An 18,151-nucleotide genomic window follows, 5' to 3' on the forward strand; every position below is an offset into this window, starting at 1 on the left:
GAATCCCCTTCACAGTAAACAGCGTTAGGTACCTGTTTTCTGTGAAGGGGATTTTTTTGTATCTTATTCAGGTTATATAGATAAGATCTATTAGTCAGAAAGCCCCTCGAGGGTGGTCAAGACAGTAGCAGGTAGAGTGGAGCAAAGACGATCATAAGTTGCCATATGAGGGTCTGATGAGAGAAGATGAAGATTATCTGCATCATGGCCAACCCAGAATACAGAAGTATTTGGCTCAAGAACGACCTTCATCTCATAATCTGTAGCTTTGGTTTCGATCGTCAACTTCTTCTTGCGTTTTGGTTTTCTATAGATTAGTTCTTTCTCCACTACTTGAAAAGCATGGGTACGAGTTGACCAGAGGGCTATGTCATTGTTACTTCCAATGGATAAGATGATGGGGAGTAATCTACGGAATAATTCTTCATCCAGTGCTTTCACAACGAAAATAGAGCTTCTTCTTCCTTTAGATAATTGGTAGGTAGCTCTCAGTTCATCAAATTTGATTTTAAATTCTGCTTCTGAATAAGCGGGGAGTACCACACAAAAGTAAATAGGGAATGCACTGATCTGTGTCATCCACTCTGGCATCCAAGATTCCACACTTTGTAGTGAAGGTGTAATTTCTGTTTCTGAGAATTGTATATGACTCGTAACTCCTTCGTAAGAAAAGGGGTAGTAGGCATCTTCGGAAGGATATAAGTGTTCCAGATAACGTTCAGGAAGATAACTCACTCCGTAGCGCTGTAATTTTTCTTCAGGCTTTTGATTCTCTTGCAGCATATTTGGTTCTCCTTTAAATAGAGTAAGTCCTTACTACTTTAAGTATATCAGATGAAGGAAAAGGAAAATCCCCCCTGGCGTTGAAGCGCTAGAAGGGATCTATAGGAAGGATATATAGAAAAATACCTAGTCTATTTTCTTCGCAGAATCTTCATCGTCTTTACTATCCCCTACAAGCTCACGCGCGGAAGATTTGAATTCGAATAAAGTGCGTCCTACGGCTCGCCCAAGTTCGGGGAGTCTTGAAGGACCGAATAAAATCAGAACAAGGACAAGGATCATAATGATGCCGGTAATTCCTATATTTTGAAGCATCGTTCATCTCTCCTTCGTAGTCAGGTTTATTTCTTCGGGTAAACCGCAACAGCCTCAATTTCAATGAGCCAATCGGAACTGACAAGTCCAGCAACACCAACGGTAGAACGGGCAGGTTTCACCGGATTTTTCTCATTATTAAAAAATTCACCGTAGGCTTCGTTCCACCCCGCAAAGTCGAACTTGTCCTCCTTTGCAGTGTCTGCCACTAGGTAGGCACGGAGATATACGACATCCTTCATAGAAAGTCCTTGATCTGTTAGCTGCTTTTCAATGGTTTTCAATACGCCGACAGCTTGAGTCTTGGTATCTCCATACCGCTCATAGATCGTGCTTCCCTCTTTATTCAGCACGGGCGGAACAGTACCACTCGTATACAGGTATGCAGCTCCTTCAGGAACAATGGTTCCACTAGAAATGGAGGAAGTAGGGTTGCCGTAAAATGTTGCACCGGAATCGGTGGTTACCGCTGAGCGTGGCGTGCTTGAAGCGGAGGGAGTGGAAGTGACGCTAACCACAGTCCCTTTAACTTCTATGGGTGCATTCTCTGCGAATGCAGTCATACTGAAACTTCCCATCAATACACCTGCGAGCATGATCCTTTGGATTGTCTTTTTCATCTTGTATTTCCTCCTCTTATTTAAAATTCCTAAGTGGCCGTTGATCTACGCCTGCATGACCCGCTGATGAATATGTCCTACAACCGACCGCGCAGAATCAATTGCACCTGCCTGCCACGCGACAATATGACTAATGTGATCACCTGCCAGATAGATTCGGTTATCGGGTTCGCACAGCGTCTTATAGATTCCCGATCGTTCTTCTGCGCTATACGTTGCCCAGGCTCCTTCTTGGAAGGGGACACGTTTCCAGTCAATAGAGTAGGAAGATTCGAATTCCTTTATATACTGCGGATGAATCTTGGCTCCTTGAGCTAAGGCATGTTTCTCACGTTCAAGATAGCTCATACTGCCAAGCTTATCCGCGTTCGTTCCGGTTACATAGTAGCCAAGGAGGACTCCTTTTTTACTCATATAGTCTGTAGGAGGGTAGTAGATTTGGGTAATATCCATGTTCGTTAAGCTGCTGCCGCCATAGAGATGCTCGTCTTCCTCCCAGAATCTGCGCTTAAATTGCAAACCAATCTTGCCGGCAGAAGCATATTTGGTTGCAGCAATGGCACTTGCCATTTTAGAAGAGAAGTCTGCTGGGATTTTGCGTAGAACGGAGAGAGGGATCGTGCAGATGCAGTAGTCGCCGGTGAATTCTAGTTCTTTATTTTTTTGCTTATAACGAATGCGGACTCCATCAGCGGATTGCCGGATTTCGGTGACTTCTGCTGAGAGTTTAACCCGATTGCCGAGTCGTTTCTCGAACCCCTGGACGATCCTGTCCATGCCTCCAACGGGGTGAAACATCATCATCTGCTGATCATATCCGTATTCATTACCAAAATAGTTACCGAAACCAGAGTTAATAATGGCTTTCAGGTCAAAAGGGTCACGGATAACGCCTGCATTCAGATGGCCGCCGGGCTCCGCTTTATAACCGCCGCGAGAAGATCCCCGGTAAAATAAATCTGCGCTTAGATCACCTTCGCGTTTTAGATAATCGACGAGTTTCTGTTTCTCTTCCGAAGTCAGAGGCAGATCGAGTGCAGACTGGTTAACGGCTTTTGCCAGCATCTCGGAAACATAGCCCCTGACATCCGCTTTTGCCGCACGTTTTGGAATCCTTTGACTCGACAAGCTGCCCACATTTTCGTTGTAGTAGTAGCCACTTTCATTCACGTTATTAAAGGGTTCGATCGGGATGTTAAATTCTCGGCAGTATTCAAGCGTGGAGTGGAACTGAGGAATTCGCATCGGACCCGCATTCAGGTAGGAGCCTGGGTCAAACTGAGCAAATTGAGTTTTTGAACCGATCTCAGCCAAGGAGGTGCCGCGGCGAACCGTGAAGTTTCGTCCCCCCGCAAAAGGCTTTGCTTCCAGAACGGTACAATCATATCCCGCTTTTTCTAATTCATAAGCTGCCGTAAGGCCTGCGATTCCGGCTCCGAGAATAATGATCTTTTTACCTTTGCGGCCAGTCAGCGAAAGATCATTCTGGCCAGGCGGGGTATAGCTTTGAGCTTTCATGGTTTCGGGGGAAAGTAAGCCCATGGTCCCCATGAGGCTAAATACAGCAAGAGATCCACCAACTTTTCCGACTGTGGTCAGAAACTGTCTTCTTGACATATCCTGCGGGCGTTCTGATTTACTCATCAGGGATCAGCTCCTTTTACGTGTTTGTCATATAGCTGATGTTAGCAAAAAAGAAGCATTTGTGATATTTTCTGGAAGGTAATCTAACATGGTTTTTTTATTTTATAATAAATATTGAATTCCAAAGAAAAATTACATACAATTATTTCCATGATCAAAAAACAAAAATCACATGCCGAATATTTCTTCTTGTTAATGATATAAAATATGACATGAGGAGTGGTTCTATTGGATAATCAAATTATGAGCATTGGTATGGTGAAGGAGTTAACCGGTTTGTCGGAGAGACAAATTAGATATTACGAAGAAAGGCAGCTTGTATTTCCGGCCCGAACGAAGGGAGGAAGCCGTAGATATTCTTTTGAAGATGTACGTAAGATTAGAGAGATTCATCAGAAATTAAAGGAGGGATTTAATACGTTTGAACTTAAAGAGAAGAGAGGAAAAAAGAATGTGATGTAGAGAATACTTGAAGCCGTTCTTCGAGCAGGTTACTTGGGATGCAAAATAACAGTGTATTTTACGTTTATTTGCCATTATTCTGCAGTAAAATTCGGAATAGTAGTATATAATACAGATTATGTTTGTCCAATAAATGGAAATGCGAGTCCAAAGTACATGCATGAGGGAGTGCGGCTTGTTGTTAATACATCGAATTAAATTAATCTTTTTTCCTTTAGGCTGTTTCTTTATCATTATCTCTTCTTGTATGTTGGATACATCTCATAATGAACCGTTTATGTTTTTGTTTGCGGCTTTGTTTTTGAGCAGTGTTTTATTAGATGCCAAATTTCCAATACTTAAAAAATTCCAATGGCTGATGTTAGGGTTATTTCATTATTCTACACAGCTGAATTGGTGCGTTATACTGTATTATATATTGATGTTGAGCGTCTTTGACGAGAAAAAAAGTTATCGCAAAACGTTACCTATCTCTATTATGCTTATTATAGAGTACACGATCGTTCGCCTGACCTATGTCCCCATTGGTACTTACACCCTTTTTGTAACTATATTTGATCTCATCTCTGCTGTCGTTGTTGTCATTGTGTTTCATCATGTTCTGCGCGGGGAAGCAGAGAAACAAAAGCTTCTTGAGGAAAACAGCTATCTTGCCGCACATGATCCTTTGACAGGACTGCTTAATTATTTTGGTTATATGAATCAGATACAGGAACTTGTTAAAGAGAAACACTCCTTTTACCTGACGCTGCTTGATCTTCAGAACTTTAAATCTTTTAATCATGATGGGCTCGAAAGTGGAAATGAAGCCTTATCTACCGTTGGACAAGCACTCAAGTCTATATTCCCTAATGCATTCGGAATTTCGAGATATGCCGGCGATCGGTATGCGATTCTCATCCCCTCAGAATGTTACACTCCCTCGCATATTGCACAGCTGCTGGAACCCGATGAACTCGGTTATCAGGTGTCTTTCAGTATTACACATTATCCTGAAGAGACGGATGATCTCAATCAATTAATTCAAAGGGCAGAGGACAAGCTCTTTCGTATTCGCAGAGAACAATGGCTTCAGCGCGAAGAAGATTTATTTCGTTCAGAGAAAATGAAGGTAGTAGGTGAACTTGCTGCCGGAATGGCTCATGAAGTTCGTAATCCGCTAACCGCGATTCGAGGATTTGTTCAACTTTCTAAAGTACAATCCTATAACATTCAGCCTTGGTATGATGTCATCATGAGTGAGATCACGAGGGTTACCGAACTCACAGCAGAATTTTTACAATTCTCGAAACCGCATGCAAGTAACATGAGGGCGGAATCTTTAAAAGTATGTGTGGAGCGTGTCGTCTCCTTATCAGAATCGGATGCTATATCACGTGGACATGAACTGCTGCTAAATATTCAGGATGATTCACTTTACATCTATATGGACAGAGACAAGATCGTGCAAGTATTGCTGAATCTTGTGAAAAATGCGCTGGAAGCTATGGATACCCCGGGGCAGGTTAACCTTGAAGTCAGCAGATTAGAACAAAATGCAATCATACGGATTCAAGATACGGGCAGTGGTATACCACCAGAAATGCTACAGCAGATTTTTAATCCTTTTTATACAACAAAAGATGAGGGCACAGGTCTTGGACTTTCATTATGTCAAAAAATTGCGCAAGATCACGAGGGATCCATTACCGTACATAGTGTGCTGGGATCAGGTTCAACATTTACGTTAATACTCCCTTTATATGAACCTGCCGATGGGACATTTTCTATCTGATCAAGATTCGAAAAGTCTTTTTGCTTAGAAGAAGACAAAAACTCCACTTTAAGTGGAGCTTCAGACGGTAGGTAATCTAGATACAGAGCTTCAGACGGAGTAGGTAATTTATATGTAAAGCTTCAGATGGTAGGTGAATCTAGATGTAAAACTTCAGACGGCAGGCAAACTAGCCTAAACTAGTTCGCCTACCGTCTTTTTGTATTTTCGTTAACTGCGTAAGGCAGAAAAATCAATCTCAGGAACAAGTCCTTCTTTAGCAGCGCGGCCGAGCAGAGCTTCGATCGCATGATAACCTTCATCGCCAAGCTCTCTAGTAAACTCGTTTACATATAAGTCAATGTGCTGCTGGGCTACGTGCTCGTCCATTTCTTGCGCATGTTCTAGGATATAGCTGCGAGATGCTTCAGGATGCTTCCATCCATAATCAATGGAGCTTTGAATCCAAGATGTGATGAGCGCAGGATCAAGGGAACGGCGGGCAACAATAGCACCGAGCGGAATCGGAAGTCCCGTATCTGCTTCCCACCAGGTTCCCATATCAGCCATCAATTGAAGATGGTAAGAAGGGTAAGTAAAACGTGCCTCGTGGATGACGAGACCAGCGTCTACCTGTCCATCACGAACGGCTGGCATAATCTGATCAAATGGCATCACTACAACTTCACCAATGCCGCCGGGAACATTTTGAGCTGCCCATAATCGGAACAACAAGTAGGCAGTGGAGCGTTCACTTGGGACAGCCACTCTTTTTCCTTGCAGCGAACTTGGGTCTGTATCTGAATTTGCTGTAAGCACTAGTGGACCGTTTCCTCTGCCGAGAGCTCCTCCGCAAGGAATTAAGCGATATTCATCTGACAGCCAAGGAAGTGCAGCATATGAGATTTTTAAAATATCATACTCATTTGGCGTTGTTACTAGACCATTCGTTATATCAATATCTGCATATCTTACTTCAAAATCAGGTGTATTCGGAACGAGCCCATGTATGAGTGCATGGAAGACAAACGTGTCGTTTGGACACGGGGAATATACAATTTTCATTTATAAAACCTCCAATAGCTTTGAACTGGCCAGTGTAAGTGCTCTTAGTGCATCAGGAATTCGCCATGCTTCACGGTCGCGCGGTCCTACTACGTTAGATATAGCTCTAATCTCGACAAAAGGGATTCCAAAATGTGCTGCCGCGGTCCCCACGCCAAAACCTTCCATTGATTCTGCGACAGCACCGGGTACGCGTCTTTGCAGTTCATCGGCTGTAGCTTTTGTACCTGTTGTGGTAGACACAGTAAGAATGGGCCCTGTATAAACATGGGTTTCTTCGCCTTGAAGTGCCTCGGCCCATCTTTGAACGACGGTACGATCTACAGGCACACTTGATTTACCAAAACCCAGTTCATCTACACTGCGGAATCCTTCTGCAGTTTCAGAGCCTAGGTCAGCTGCGATCACTTCTGTCGCAAGGACAACCGAGCCTACCTCGGCTTCTGCTGGAAAGCCGCCGCCGATCCCAGCATTAATGACGAGGCGATACGGATGCTTAGCAAGTTCGGCAGAGGTTACAGCTGCAGCCGCTGCGGGTCCGGCTCCTGCTGCAATCACCTGAACATCTGCTGACAAACCCGCAGGCAAGCCATTTTCAATTGCTTTTTGCTCCGCTTCTACTGCAGTCACGATGAGAATGCGTGAGGTCATTATATAGCTCATCTCCTCTAGTAAGGTGATATATCTTGTACATACGAGATATAACGAGAGTAAATTTTTGATCTTATTATTATAGCACTTTCACTTTCTATCGGAAGGTTTAGATTGACAAGACCAAAACATACTGTATTATGAGTTGTAGTACAGTTAGTTCAGTCAACAGAGATTAGGACGAAGAACAATCTGTTAAGAAAGGAGGCATCACATGTTTGAGTTAGATGTGCGCAGTCGCAAGCCGATATATGAACAGCTAATCGAGAGAATGAAGGAGATGATCATGATGGGTGTATTGCAGCCAGATGAACAATTACCTTCCGTCAGGCATTTATCTGGGCAACTTACAGTAAACCCCAACACGATCCAGAAAGCCTACCGGGAACTGGAAAGAGAAGGTTACATATATTCTTTGCAAGGAAAAGGAAGTTTCGTTGCTAAACCTGAACATAGACCGGATGATAAGCGGAGAGAAGAAGTAAAGACGGAGCTGCGGAAGCTCTTTGCAGAAGCAGTGTATCTAGGCATCAAAGACTCAGATATTACACTTCTCTATAACAACGTAAAGAACGAGATTCATATCAAAGAACAGGAGGAAAACCATGATTGAGGTATCTGGAGTTACCAAACTGTTTGAGACCGAAGCGGCAGTCAACCAATTGTCGCTGACCATCCGAAAAGGGAGTATTTTTGGATTGTTAGGTTCGAATGGGGCAGGTAAAACGACATTACTGAAGACAATAGCAGGTATCTATCAAGCGGATCAGGGGAGTGTGAATGTAGAAGGTGCACCTGTATATGAGAATAATGCACTGAAACAGCGGATCATTTTCATGTCGGATATCCCTTACTTTTTTCCGCAGACCTCTTTGGATCAGATGGCTGTTTTTTATAAAAGAATCTATCCCAGCTGGAGTGATGAACGTTATCAGCAGCTAGATGCGGTGTTCAAACTGGATAGGAAACGTAAGCTGCACCGGATGTCCAAGGGGATGCAGCGGCAAGCTGCTTTTTGGCTGGCACTCAGCTGTATGCCGGATATTTTACTGCTGGATGAGCCCATCGATGGTCTCGATCCCGTGATGCGCAGACAGGTTAAAAACCTGCTGTTCCAGGAAGCGGCTGAACGTGAACTTACCGTCATCATCTCTTCTCACAACCTGCGAGAAATTGAAGATTTATGTGATCATGTCGGCATTATGCATCACGGCCAGTTGATTGTAGAGAAGGACCTTGATGACCTGAAAGCAGATACACATAAAATCCAGGTTGCTTTTCGAGATCAATCTCATGAAGAGTCACTTGCTAACAATGTACGCATTCTCCACGGCGAGAAACGAGGCAGTGTAGAAACTTTTATTGTAAAAGGGAATGAAAAAGAAGTAAGGAAGGTGTTTGAAGCGTATGGGCCTTACTTACTCGATGTACTGCCGTTAACACTGGAAGAAATCTTTATTTATGAAATGGAGGACGTGGGCTATGACATCCATAAGGTCGTACTTCAATAAAGCCATCATTCGTCAAGACCTGAAACAGTATGGATGGATCGGAATCTTGTATCTGCTTGCACTGTTATTTTTCATTCCATTCCTTATGTTGTTTGAAGTTCGCGAAGGTCAGCCGGTTCAACAATTGAACTCGTTATACGATATAGCAAACGGAATATCACTTGTCTTATTACTCATTTTCCCTGTACTCGCTGGAACGTTTATCTTTCGTTATCTTCACGCGAAGGCGCCGTCGGATCTCTACCATGGACTGCCGATCACAAGGAGCCAGCTGTTAACATCACACCTATGCAGTGCACTTGTGCTCATTACGGTTCCGGTATGGATAACAGCTATTCTTACGGCACTGATCCGGCCCTATGCCGATTATTACGTGTATGATCTTACGATGGTATGGGAGTTCGGAATTATATACACGATTCTGGGGCTATTTGTATGTGCTTTTACCATATTGATGGCGATATGTTTTGGACAAACGTTGATTCAGATGGTAATTACCTATGGGCTGTTATTTACACCTGCGTGGCTCATGGTGCTGGGTATCGCGCATATCAGGCAATTTCTGTTTGGTTTTCATGATAATTATTTTGAGAATGGGTACAGCAACTTGTTCACGTTAGAAAAGGTAACCCCTCTGCTCCGAATTGCGGGAGCCTCAAGAGAACCTTTTGGCTGGTTTGAACTGACGATGTACCTCGTACTTGCCTTCTTCTTCTTGGGGGTTGGATATTTTCTTTATCGCAAAAGAGATGGGGCAGCGGCAAGTCAGACGATTGTATACCGTTTTCTCACCCCATTATTTATTATTCTCGTGATGCTGTTCTGCTCGTTGGTTGGCGGAATTTATATGTCCGGAATGAGAGACAACAGCAGAATAATGATGATGATCGGCTATATCCTTGGAGGAGGATTGGGATATCTTGTTGTGCAGATGGTCCTTCATCGTACTTGGTTGGTGTTTTCGCGGAAGGTACTTGTACATGGTGTGATCTACATGATCACGCTGGCGGCTATTCTGTATGTTCCTGTATCGGGTATCGGTGGATATGAGTCCCGTGTTCCTGAACAAGCGGATGTAAAAAGTGTACTGTATAGTGATTCCGATTTTTCATTTGCTAATCAATATGATGATTACGGACAGCGGAAAAATATTAACTTAAGTTCTTATTTTACTGAAGATGAAGAGTACACTGCAGCTGTGATCAAGCTGCATCAGACTCTGGTCAGTAAGTATAAAGAAGGCGAGCTGACTGAAAATGAAGAGTATACCAGTGACACCATCGACGTTACCATTGGGTATGAACTAAAGAATGGTCATCGGGTTATTCGTAAATATAGAGTTACTGCTTCAGAATTTGAGGGTTCTCTGAAACCGATTATGGAGAGTGCTTATTATAAGGAGCTGACCTATAAAATAAAGGAACTGAATGAGGATCCGACCTCCCGAATTATTTTAGATGGTCCATATGGAGGTGGCCGGATTGAAATTACAGATGCCAATGAAATTAAAGAGTTGAAAGCATTGTATATTCAAGAATTGATGAATGCGAGTTATGAAGATCAGCGCAAGGCAAGAAACCAGATGGCTTGGTCGTATATCGAATTTTATAATGTTGGAAATAGAAATAATAACTATTATGGAAGCTGGAATAAATCGTTTACGGAGCTTGGAGCTTGGTTAGAGGAAAAAGGGTATGCTGATCAAATACGTATGACCCCAGCGGATATTACTTCAATGACTATTACACGAAATGTCGCAAACACAGGCTTTGTGGTAGATCTGAATGCGGAGAATCCTACATTAGATTACTATCAGTTTATGGCTAAACTGGCAGGAGAAACTCGGGTAATGAAGGAAGAGGATAAAGAGAATATTATCCTGAATCAAAAGGATTTCAACGTGTACGGAGAGTATAACGAAGAGAACAATCCTTACCTCGTCAAGGTCACTCTTAATGATGGAGAGAGCGTCATCTGGTCGCTGGAGGATTTTCCTGAGGGGTTACAGTAAAAAGAAACATTGAAATTATCGTTGAAATCGAAAATAGAAAAATAGTTAAAAAAGGTTAAACAGAGCTAGATTAGCTTGACGGTTAGAGAGAGAATACAGTATATATAAAAGGATAAGAAAATTTATACAGGAACGGCATATATGGGAAGAACCCGTAAGAGAAGGCGAATCAGCCTCTTCTTGCGGTTTTTTTTGCGTTTATGTTGATCCGGAAAAGAGGTAATCAAGTGATAAAAGAAAAGGAATGCAGCAGGCAGAAGGAACAAGTGAGTAGTCTCTTGGAGCGGAATAGGAACAAGACTAGGGACAGAAAAAGCAGGTTACTATCTATGTGTAAAAAAGGAGTCATCTCCTTGTTCGCTGGAAGTTTGCTCGTGACGATGACGGTAATGCCGTCTGTAGAAGCAGCCGGTTTTGAACTGTCCATTACCGGTAAGAAGATGCTCGCACAGACAAAAACTTCGTCAGCGACTTCGATCGCCCAGGCTTTGGCGAAGCAAGAAGCCAATCTTGTTAGTCTTCAGCAAAAAGATACTACGCTTTCACAGCAGACCTCAGCTATCTATTATGAGAACAAAGAAGCGGAAGCTAGACTGCGTACTCAGTTAAAGCAGCATCAGGCAGACAAAATCGCGACACTTAATCAAGATGTGACGAGTACCAAGAAACGATATGAACCGCTGTTCACCTTATACTCTTCACTCACCAAAGAGCTGGCTCTCGCTCGAAAAATAAAAAACAAGGAACTGACTGCTGCCGTAAAAGCACAAGTGGATACGACAAAAGTAGCGGTTACCTTGGCAAAAGAAGATATTCGAAGAAAGCAGGCCAAGCTTAGCGCGGCAAAGAAAACCCGTGATGAAGCGGTCAAAAAGGTGAAAAACTCACTCGCTCAACAAGACCCCGTAAAAGTGCAGATCAAATCTACGAAAAGCAATATGAGTGCGGCGAAAAAACGATTCACCGCAGAAATGAAAAACTTCAATGTCATTGTGAAGAAGAAAGAAGGCGCAGAAGTGCTCGCCTCGCTAACAAAGCTCGCAACGATTGCGGGGGAGATTGTTGCCCAGAAAGAGAGCATCATCAGCCTGGAAATGAAGGTCAAACAAATTATAGCTGGAGCAGGCAAACAGTTGATCTAGAAGCATGACAAGGTACGATGTGTTTCTATAAAAGGAAGATAGCCAGAACAAGATTTGTTCTGGCTGTCTTTTTTCGTTTATTTGGTTAAAAGAGGGGATGATTCCTTATGTTTAAGTAACTGATTTATGATACGGCTCTACAGATCTTTATGCTCATCAAACCAGCGAACAATATGATTCAGACGTTTTACCCGAAGTCCAGGATGACCGCCGCGCGATAAGTCATGGTTTGCTTTAGGGAAACGAATAAACTGTGTTTTCTTACCCAAACGTTTCAAGGCATTAAACAGCTGCTCTGCTTGTTCGATCGGGCAGCGAAGATCCTCCTCACCGTGTAAAATAAGGAGCGGTGTCTCTATTTTGTGAACATAAGCTAGCGGGGAGTGTTTCCATAGTAGTTCCGTATTCTCCCACACATTCCCGCCAATCTGATCTTCCGTGAAGAAGAAACCGATGTCGCTTACCCCATAGAATGAAATCCAGTTGGAGATGGAACGCTGCGTTACCGCTGCCTTAAAGCGATTCGTATGACCGACTATCCAGTTTGTCATAAAACCGCCGTAGCTTCCTCCCGTAACGAGTAGTCTTTTTTCGTCAATATAATCATAATGTGCAACCGCATAATCGGTAAATTCCATTAAATCTTGATAGTCTCTTCCGCCATAATCGCCTCGTACACTGCTTACGAATTCTTGGCTATATCCATACCCGCCGCGCGGATTGGTGTAGATTACCGCGTATCCTCTTGCCACGAGCAACTGAAATTCATGTATAAAGGTGTATCCATACATGGCATGCGGACCACCATGAATTTCAAGCACTGTCGGGATTTTGTCTCCTTTTTTCGTACCTGTTGGTTTCATAATCCATCCTTGAAGAAAAGCGCCATCAGAAGCTTCCATTTGGAACTCTTCGGGAGTAGCAATGATCAGCTCGTTTAGTAATTGTTCATTATGCTGTGTAAGCCGGTTCTCTTGACCTGTCTCAGGGCTCAATTCATATAAATCACCAGGATGAGTCAGGTCTGCTGCTGCGAGGATGAAATGGCCGCCTCTCAACAATTCGAATTGATAGATATCTCGCTTACCGTACGATACCCATTCGTATCCTTCGCCGTATACGGAAATCTTTGCTAGATTAACGCCGCCTTCACGAGTAACAAGAGCGTAAATGTAGGCACCATCTTCGCTAAATACAGGACCATTGGAACGAATACCGGAACGCATATCTGACACCATGGAGTTCGTTAGCTGGATATCATATGACTTGGTTAACGGTGTCCAAGCTGCATCTTCATCTAAAGATCGGATGTACAGTCCGGCATGAGTGGCATTGAGGTGGGAATGATCACTTCCAAACACGGCTAAAGAGTGTCCATCTGGAGAGAAACAAACCGAATAAATGGTGGTATTGGACGATGTGTATTTACGGCGATTTTCTCCGCTATTTGTCATGACATAGACGTCATTCATTAAACTGAGATCGAGGTCCTCTAGACTATGTTCCTCCGCTATACTCGAAGTGAATGCAATCTGACTTCCATCCGGTGACCAACAAAAATCGCCAATATCGTAATCACCTGTTGTTAGCTGATTTGCTTCCGTATTTCCAAGAGTATGTACAAACAAGTGAGATCTACGGCCATTCCACCGTCCGCTACCGTCTGCTTTGTACCGCAAGCGATCTATAATTTCTTCTTCCAACGGTTTAGGAGGGGAGGTCTTTGATGTATTACTTATATCGGTTTCTATAGAAGACTCTTCTTTCGCAGAAGGAGTTTGGCTGCGATACAGCAGCTGCGAACTGTCCGGTGACCATTGATATCCGCTGACCCCATGTTTGGCAGAGGTAACAACCTGCGCTTCTCCTCCATTTACAGCAATTGTCCAAATTTGACGTTGCCCTTCTTTATTACGTAAAAAGGCCAGCTTGCTCCCATCGGGAGACCAAAGAGGATTGCTATCTTGTTCTCCATTGGTAAAAGGCATATCCTCGTGGCTGTTTCGTTCAAGTATGCGGATATGAGAGTGATAACCATCTCGGTCCGGATTGACCTTTTTAGATACATAGGCAATACGATCACCATTTGGGGATACGGATGGATCACTGGTCCAGACTAGGCGGTACAGATCTTCGGCAGTAATGACGCGTTGTTCACTCATTCATTCGTCCTCCATTTACTTATGTAAGTTTCTCTACAGGTAGTGCTGTTAATGACGATTTATAAAGTATAAAGATTCCATATAAATGAATATCATCCTATTTTATCGTAGATGTTTCTTACTTCACAACCTTATATATAGGGGAATCGTATTGGTGGAGGCGATTCGTAGAGTTTTATTATATCTATTTAATACAATGCCATAAAATGTAAATCCGTATATTATTACTAAAGTAAGATTTACTAAAAAAACGAAGAGGGGTGTACCCATTGATCCTTTATAACCAAAACGGCAAGTTTACAGAGCGAGTCCACCGAGTACAGAAAAACGGAAAAAATACAGATACATTGCCATAGTTAGGGCCAGAAATCGGAGGAAGAATGAACGCAGAAATATTAATGACAAAGAAACAAAGAGCAGATCAGATCATCCAGCAATTTATGAAAAATACAGGTGTGCCTGGGCTTGCTGTCGGCATTGTCCATCAACATGAAATCATCGTAGCAGACGGCTATGGTGTAAAAAATATAGAGACAAATGAACCCGTAAAAGGGGACACCTTGTTTCATACGGCTTCCGTCTCGAAGACCTTTGTAGCAAGTGCAGTCATGCAGCTTGTAGAGCAGGGAGCCATTTCTCTCGACAGTAAGATCGCAGATCTTATTCCTTATTTTCTGATGAAGGATGACAGGGCGAGTGAGATTACGGTTCGCCAGCTGCTAAGCCACACTTCCGGCATGCCGGATGAAGAGGATTATGAATGGCATTCTCCTGTATATGAAGAACATGCGCTTGAGCATTATGTACGCGGGATTCGTGACAAGAGCCTGGATGCGGCTCCTGGAGAGCAGTTCGGTTACAGCAATATCGGATATGAAATCTTGGGTCATCTCATCAGCCGAATTTCGGGGTTATCTTTTGAGTCCTATATGAAAGAATATCTCTTGAATCCGATGGGGATGAACCATAGTGATTTTTATAAACGGAATGTAAATCCAGAGCAGATCGCGAGTCCCCATGTTTTTGATGCAAAAGGAAGCTACAGGACATGTGTGAGCCAGATCTTCCCTTATCACCGGGCTCATGGGCCAAGTTCGACTCTTCTTTCGAGTGCAGAGGAGATGTGCGAGGCGGCTCTTGTACATTTGGCAGCTTCTGGTGCAGCAGGGAAGAGCGCTCCTTTCACAAAGTTCACACCGATCCTACACCGAAAAAGTTATCAGGAAATGTGGTCACCACATGCAGAGACAGGTTGGGGCGGGCAGATGAGTGATGTGGGCTGTGCTTGGTTTATGGGTGACTATAAGGGAGCAAGAGTACTATCTCACAGCGGAAGAGATACAGGTTTTCGTTCGAACTTTCTTTTGTTGCCGGATACGGGATCTGCGGTAATTCTAATGTGTAATGCTGATCATATAGGGTTACAGGTGCTGAACAGAACGCTGATGGATATTGTGCTTGGGGAAGAACCGGAAGATCTTCCTTATGCCATCGCAAGACCTCTTGCGGAAGTAATGGTCCATCAAGGGGTAGATCAGGCAGTGGCTGCTTATGAGCGGATGGTATCGACACGAAGTCCCAATTCTCTTCTTATTATAGAAGGGGAATTTGAAGCGATTGCAGAGGAGTTTGCAGAGGCGCATCGGGAACAAGAAGCAATCCAGTGGAAGAATGTGTGTATGAAGGTTTTTTCGTGAAAAGAGAATAATGAAAAATCATAGTAAAAAGCGTCTTCTAACCTAACGGATGGGAGACGCTTTTTACTATGAAATGCTCAAGCCTTTTTATTAGCTGCAGTGAGTAAGAACATACCTGTAATTAAGGCTAGCACAATGGCGGGAACGAGACTGTACAGGAGTTCTTGCTTTTGAAATTGATAATACAAGAAACCATTGAATATGAGCGTACCTACACATAGAATACATATCCATTTTGCTAATTGATACATGGTTAGCAATTTCATCAGCTTAGCTCCTTTAGATCAAATGTGAGACATTAAAACACGATTGACTAAATCCTTATTTAGTATAGCATTTTACTGTAAAAATTATCCATAAAAGAATTGCTGAAATCGTACACTATATGTCTTTAAAGTGATGGGGATTTTGTATTACTCTTTTTTTATTTATAGAAAAAAAGAGTCCAACATCTGTTTGGTACGATGTTGGACTTCTATTACATCCCCTTCCCATTAAACGGGAAGAGGATTTTTTAACATTTTACATGCCAATCGCTTGGAGCAAACGAGCTTGCCAAGCGATTAAAAAGTACGAGCAATGGCAATGAGTCCAATCAGCGTTACGACACTAAATAGTGTAGAAATGAGAACGGTTTGAGCAGCAAAGTCAGGTTCATTCCGGTACTCTTCTGCCAGGATAGAAGCATTAACGCCAGTCGGCATACCCGAAGCAATGATGAGGGCCTGTGCTGTCATTCCTTCCAGACCGAGAAGATATACAAGTGCAATGCCGATTACAGGAGCTATTAGCAAACGAATGAACATACTGACATATACGGTGATCCGTCCTAGTCTAAGCGGATATTTTACAATTTGTGCTCCAAGGGTCAACAGCGCGACAGCAACCATAGACTGCTGAGCGTAAGTTAACGGCATCGACAGAAAAGTAGGAAGCGGTGCATCGAGTGCATTCCATAGAATACCTAGCAGCAGGGCGTAAGGGACAGGCATTTTAAGAAAACCGACAACAAGACTGCGGTAATTCCCTTTTAGCTGCGCCCCTTGAATCGAAAGCACCCCATATGTAAACGTCAGCAAGCTCTGCATCGACATAATAAAAGCCTGGATCGAAGCGGCAAGCGGATCGCCTTTGAATACAAGTGCACTAATGGGCATACCGTAGTTTCCTGCATTGTCCAGCATGATGCTGTTGTTAAAAGCAGCTTTCATTCCTTTGTTGAACTTGAATGATTTCGCCACAATGCAGCCGATTAAATAGAGAATAAGGGAGTACATTGCATAAAAGAGGGCTATCGTTCCAAGCAATTCACCGGACATTTCCGATAAATACATACTCATAAACACGGCAGCCGGAGTAATAAAGTAAAAGTTAATTTTGGCGAGTGTATATAGATCGAGTTCAAACACACGCTGCATTAATGAGCCTACCCCAATCAGTACAAATACGGGCAGGACAACTTCAAGCAAGATGTCTAAAATCATAAGTTTGTCAGCTTCTTTCTATAAAAAGGTTCACATTTTTTCTGAATATTTCAGAAACACTTGTTACATTATAGCATCTTGGTAGAATTGTGGGACGGGAAATGAACGGTTCTTTGTAAGTATTAATTAACGAACTACGTTATCTTTAGACTCGCTTGGGTAATCTATTAACATTAGGATTTATCAAGCAGACTCAAGAAATAAAGGAGCAGGATATCAGATGGAACCCATATCCGATCATCTGGAGCATGGGCTTCAGGTTGTATTTATCGGCTTTAATCCGAGTATTAAGTCAGGCGAGACCGGACATCATTATGCCAATCCGAGAAATAACTTTTACCGGATCTTGCATCAATCGGGACTGACCCCGCGCCTGTATGAGGCAAAAGAAGATCAGGATCTGCTGAAGCTGGGATATGGTTTTACCAATATTGTGGCAAGACCAACCGTCGGCATAGATGATATAACGAAGGAAGAGTATGCAGAAGGTCGGGAAATTTTGAAGCAGAAGCTTGAGAAGTATCGCCCGGAAGTGGCTTGTTTTGTAGGAAAAGGGGTCTACACGCAGTACACGAAAAGGACGAAAGTCAATTGGGGGTTTCAGCCAGAGCCTTTTCTAGCCGGGATGCATGAATTCGTGGCGCCTTCTTCAAGCGGGCTAGTGCGTATGCCGATGAAACAGATTATCGAGATTTACCGAGAGCTGAATCTTTTTTTCTTGCATGACGATACATAAGGTGCTAGCGATGATGAAGACCTCGGTATAGGGATGAATCGTACTGTAGCTGTGTAGAGAGGAGCTTCCTGCGAGACATTCGAAAAAATGAAGTAAGTATCTAAAGAATGGGAGT

At 43.1% G+C, this 18,151-nt stretch carries 17 protein-coding genes; 8 read left to right on the forward strand and 9 right to left on the reverse strand.

Annotated features, from left to right (window positions below):
- Positions 1-90: 90 nt before the first annotated feature.
- The 4 genes from KJS58_RS12045 to KJS58_RS12060 form a co-directional block, all read right to left on the reverse strand.
- Entirely contained in the window at positions 91-783 is a 693-nt protein-coding gene (locus tag KJS58_RS12045; RefSeq protein ID WP_213532764.1) for a hypothetical protein, read from the reverse strand.
- 126 nt (positions 784-909) lie between these two features.
- Positions 910-1,098 (reverse strand): twin-arginine translocase TatA/TatE family subunit, encoded by a 189-nt coding sequence (locus tag KJS58_RS12050; RefSeq protein ID WP_213532765.1) that lies wholly within the window; start codon positions 1,096-1,098, stop codon positions 910-912.
- Positions 1,099-1,124: 26 nt separating this feature from the next.
- Complete coding sequence (locus KJS58_RS12055) at positions 1,125-1,718, reverse strand: RidA family protein (protein WP_249717237.1); 594 nt, start codon at positions 1,716-1,718, stop codon at positions 1,125-1,127.
- A gap of 45 nt (positions 1,719-1,763) precedes the next feature.
- Complete coding sequence (locus tag KJS58_RS12060; RefSeq protein ID WP_213532766.1) at positions 1,764-3,362, reverse strand: flavin monoamine oxidase family protein; 1,599 nt, start codon at positions 3,360-3,362, stop codon at positions 1,764-1,766.
- 243 nt (positions 3,363-3,605) lie between these two features.
- Here KJS58_RS12060 and KJS58_RS25635 point away from each other — a divergent pair, with 243 nt between their 5' ends.
- Both KJS58_RS25635 and KJS58_RS12070 read left to right on the forward strand, forming a co-directional pair.
- The gene (locus KJS58_RS25635) at positions 3,606-3,824 is read left to right on the forward strand and encodes a MerR family transcriptional regulator (RefSeq protein ID WP_191803866.1); all 219 of its coding nucleotides are present in this window, start codon (positions 3,606-3,608) and stop codon (positions 3,822-3,824) included.
- A 478-nt stretch (positions 3,825-4,302) separates the two neighbouring features.
- Complete coding sequence (locus tag KJS58_RS12070) at positions 4,303-5,598, forward strand: ATP-binding protein (RefSeq protein ID WP_249717239.1); 1,296 nt, start codon at positions 4,303-4,305, stop codon at positions 5,596-5,598.
- Positions 5,599-5,808: 210 nt separating this feature from the next.
- On the opposite strand, the gene KJS58_RS12075 is transcribed toward KJS58_RS12070, so the two are convergent.
- Together KJS58_RS12075 and KJS58_RS12080 are read right to left on the reverse strand one after the other, a co-directional pair.
- A complete protein-coding gene (locus KJS58_RS12075) occupies positions 5,809-6,642 on the reverse strand; it encodes a 1,4-dihydroxy-6-naphtoate synthase (RefSeq protein WP_213532767.1) in 834 nt (277 codons plus the stop codon).
- Positions 6,643-7,293: a futalosine hydrolase gene (locus tag KJS58_RS12080; RefSeq protein WP_249717241.1), complete on the reverse strand. Its 651-nt coding sequence runs from the start codon at positions 7,291-7,293 to the stop codon at positions 6,643-6,645.
- A gap of 214 nt (positions 7,294-7,507) precedes the next feature.
- Between KJS58_RS12080 and KJS58_RS12085 the strand changes: the two genes are divergently transcribed.
- The 4 genes from KJS58_RS12085 to KJS58_RS12100 all read left to right on the forward strand — a co-directional run bounded on the left by KJS58_RS12085 (position 7,508) and on the right by KJS58_RS12100 (position 11,957).
- Positions 7,508-7,906, forward strand: a complete 399-nt coding sequence (locus KJS58_RS12085) for a GntR family transcriptional regulator (protein WP_213532769.1) — start codon at positions 7,508-7,510, stop codon at positions 7,904-7,906.
- Positions 7,899-8,804, forward strand: coding sequence for an ABC transporter ATP-binding protein (locus tag KJS58_RS12090; protein WP_213532770.1), 906 nt, complete (start codon positions 7,899-7,901; stop codon positions 8,802-8,804). Before KJS58_RS12085 ends, KJS58_RS12090 begins: the two co-directional genes overlap by 8 nt.
- Positions 8,776-10,815: a DUF6449 domain-containing protein gene (locus tag KJS58_RS12095; RefSeq protein ID WP_213532771.1), complete on the forward strand. Its 2,040-nt coding sequence runs from the start codon at positions 8,776-8,778 to the stop codon at positions 10,813-10,815. Before KJS58_RS12090 ends, KJS58_RS12095 begins: the two co-directional genes overlap by 29 nt.
- A gap of 227 nt (positions 10,816-11,042) precedes the next feature.
- On the forward strand, positions 11,043-11,957 hold the full coding sequence (locus KJS58_RS12100) for a hypothetical protein (protein ID WP_213532772.1): 915 nt from the start codon (positions 11,043-11,045) through the stop codon (positions 11,955-11,957).
- Positions 11,958-12,094: 137 nt separating this feature from the next.
- Here KJS58_RS12100 and KJS58_RS12105 read toward each other — a convergent pair whose 3' ends face one another.
- Positions 12,095-14,119: a S9 family peptidase gene (locus tag KJS58_RS12105; protein ID WP_213532773.1), complete on the reverse strand. Its 2,025-nt coding sequence runs from the start codon at positions 14,117-14,119 to the stop codon at positions 12,095-12,097.
- 398 nt (positions 14,120-14,517) lie between these two features.
- Between KJS58_RS12105 and KJS58_RS12110 the strand changes: the two genes are divergently transcribed.
- A complete protein-coding gene (locus tag KJS58_RS12110; RefSeq protein ID WP_213532774.1) occupies positions 14,518-15,816 on the forward strand; it encodes a serine hydrolase domain-containing protein in 1,299 nt (432 codons plus the stop codon).
- 77 nt (positions 15,817-15,893) lie between these two features.
- On the opposite strand, the gene KJS58_RS12115 is transcribed toward KJS58_RS12110, so the two are convergent.
- Both KJS58_RS12115 and KJS58_RS12120 read right to left on the reverse strand, forming a co-directional pair.
- On the reverse strand, positions 15,894-16,082 hold the full coding sequence (locus KJS58_RS12115; RefSeq protein ID WP_213532775.1) for a hypothetical protein: 189 nt from the start codon (positions 16,080-16,082) through the stop codon (positions 15,894-15,896).
- A gap of 297 nt (positions 16,083-16,379) precedes the next feature.
- On the reverse strand, positions 16,380-17,300 hold the full coding sequence (locus KJS58_RS12120; protein WP_213532776.1) for an AEC family transporter: 921 nt from the start codon (positions 17,298-17,300) through the stop codon (positions 16,380-16,382).
- Positions 17,301-17,520: 220 nt separating this feature from the next.
- Between KJS58_RS12120 and KJS58_RS12125 the strand changes: the two genes are divergently transcribed.
- Positions 17,521-18,036 carry a mismatch-specific DNA-glycosylase gene (locus KJS58_RS12125; protein ID WP_213532777.1) on the forward strand — a complete coding sequence of 172 codons (516 nt, stop codon included), beginning with the start codon at positions 17,521-17,523 and terminating at the stop codon, positions 18,034-18,036.
- Positions 18,037-18,151: the final 115 nt, after the last annotated feature.

The sequence above is a fragment of the Paenibacillus sp. J45TS6 genome, assembly GCF_018403285.1.
Classification (GTDB): Bacteria; Bacillota; Bacilli; order Paenibacillales; family Paenibacillaceae; genus Paenibacillus.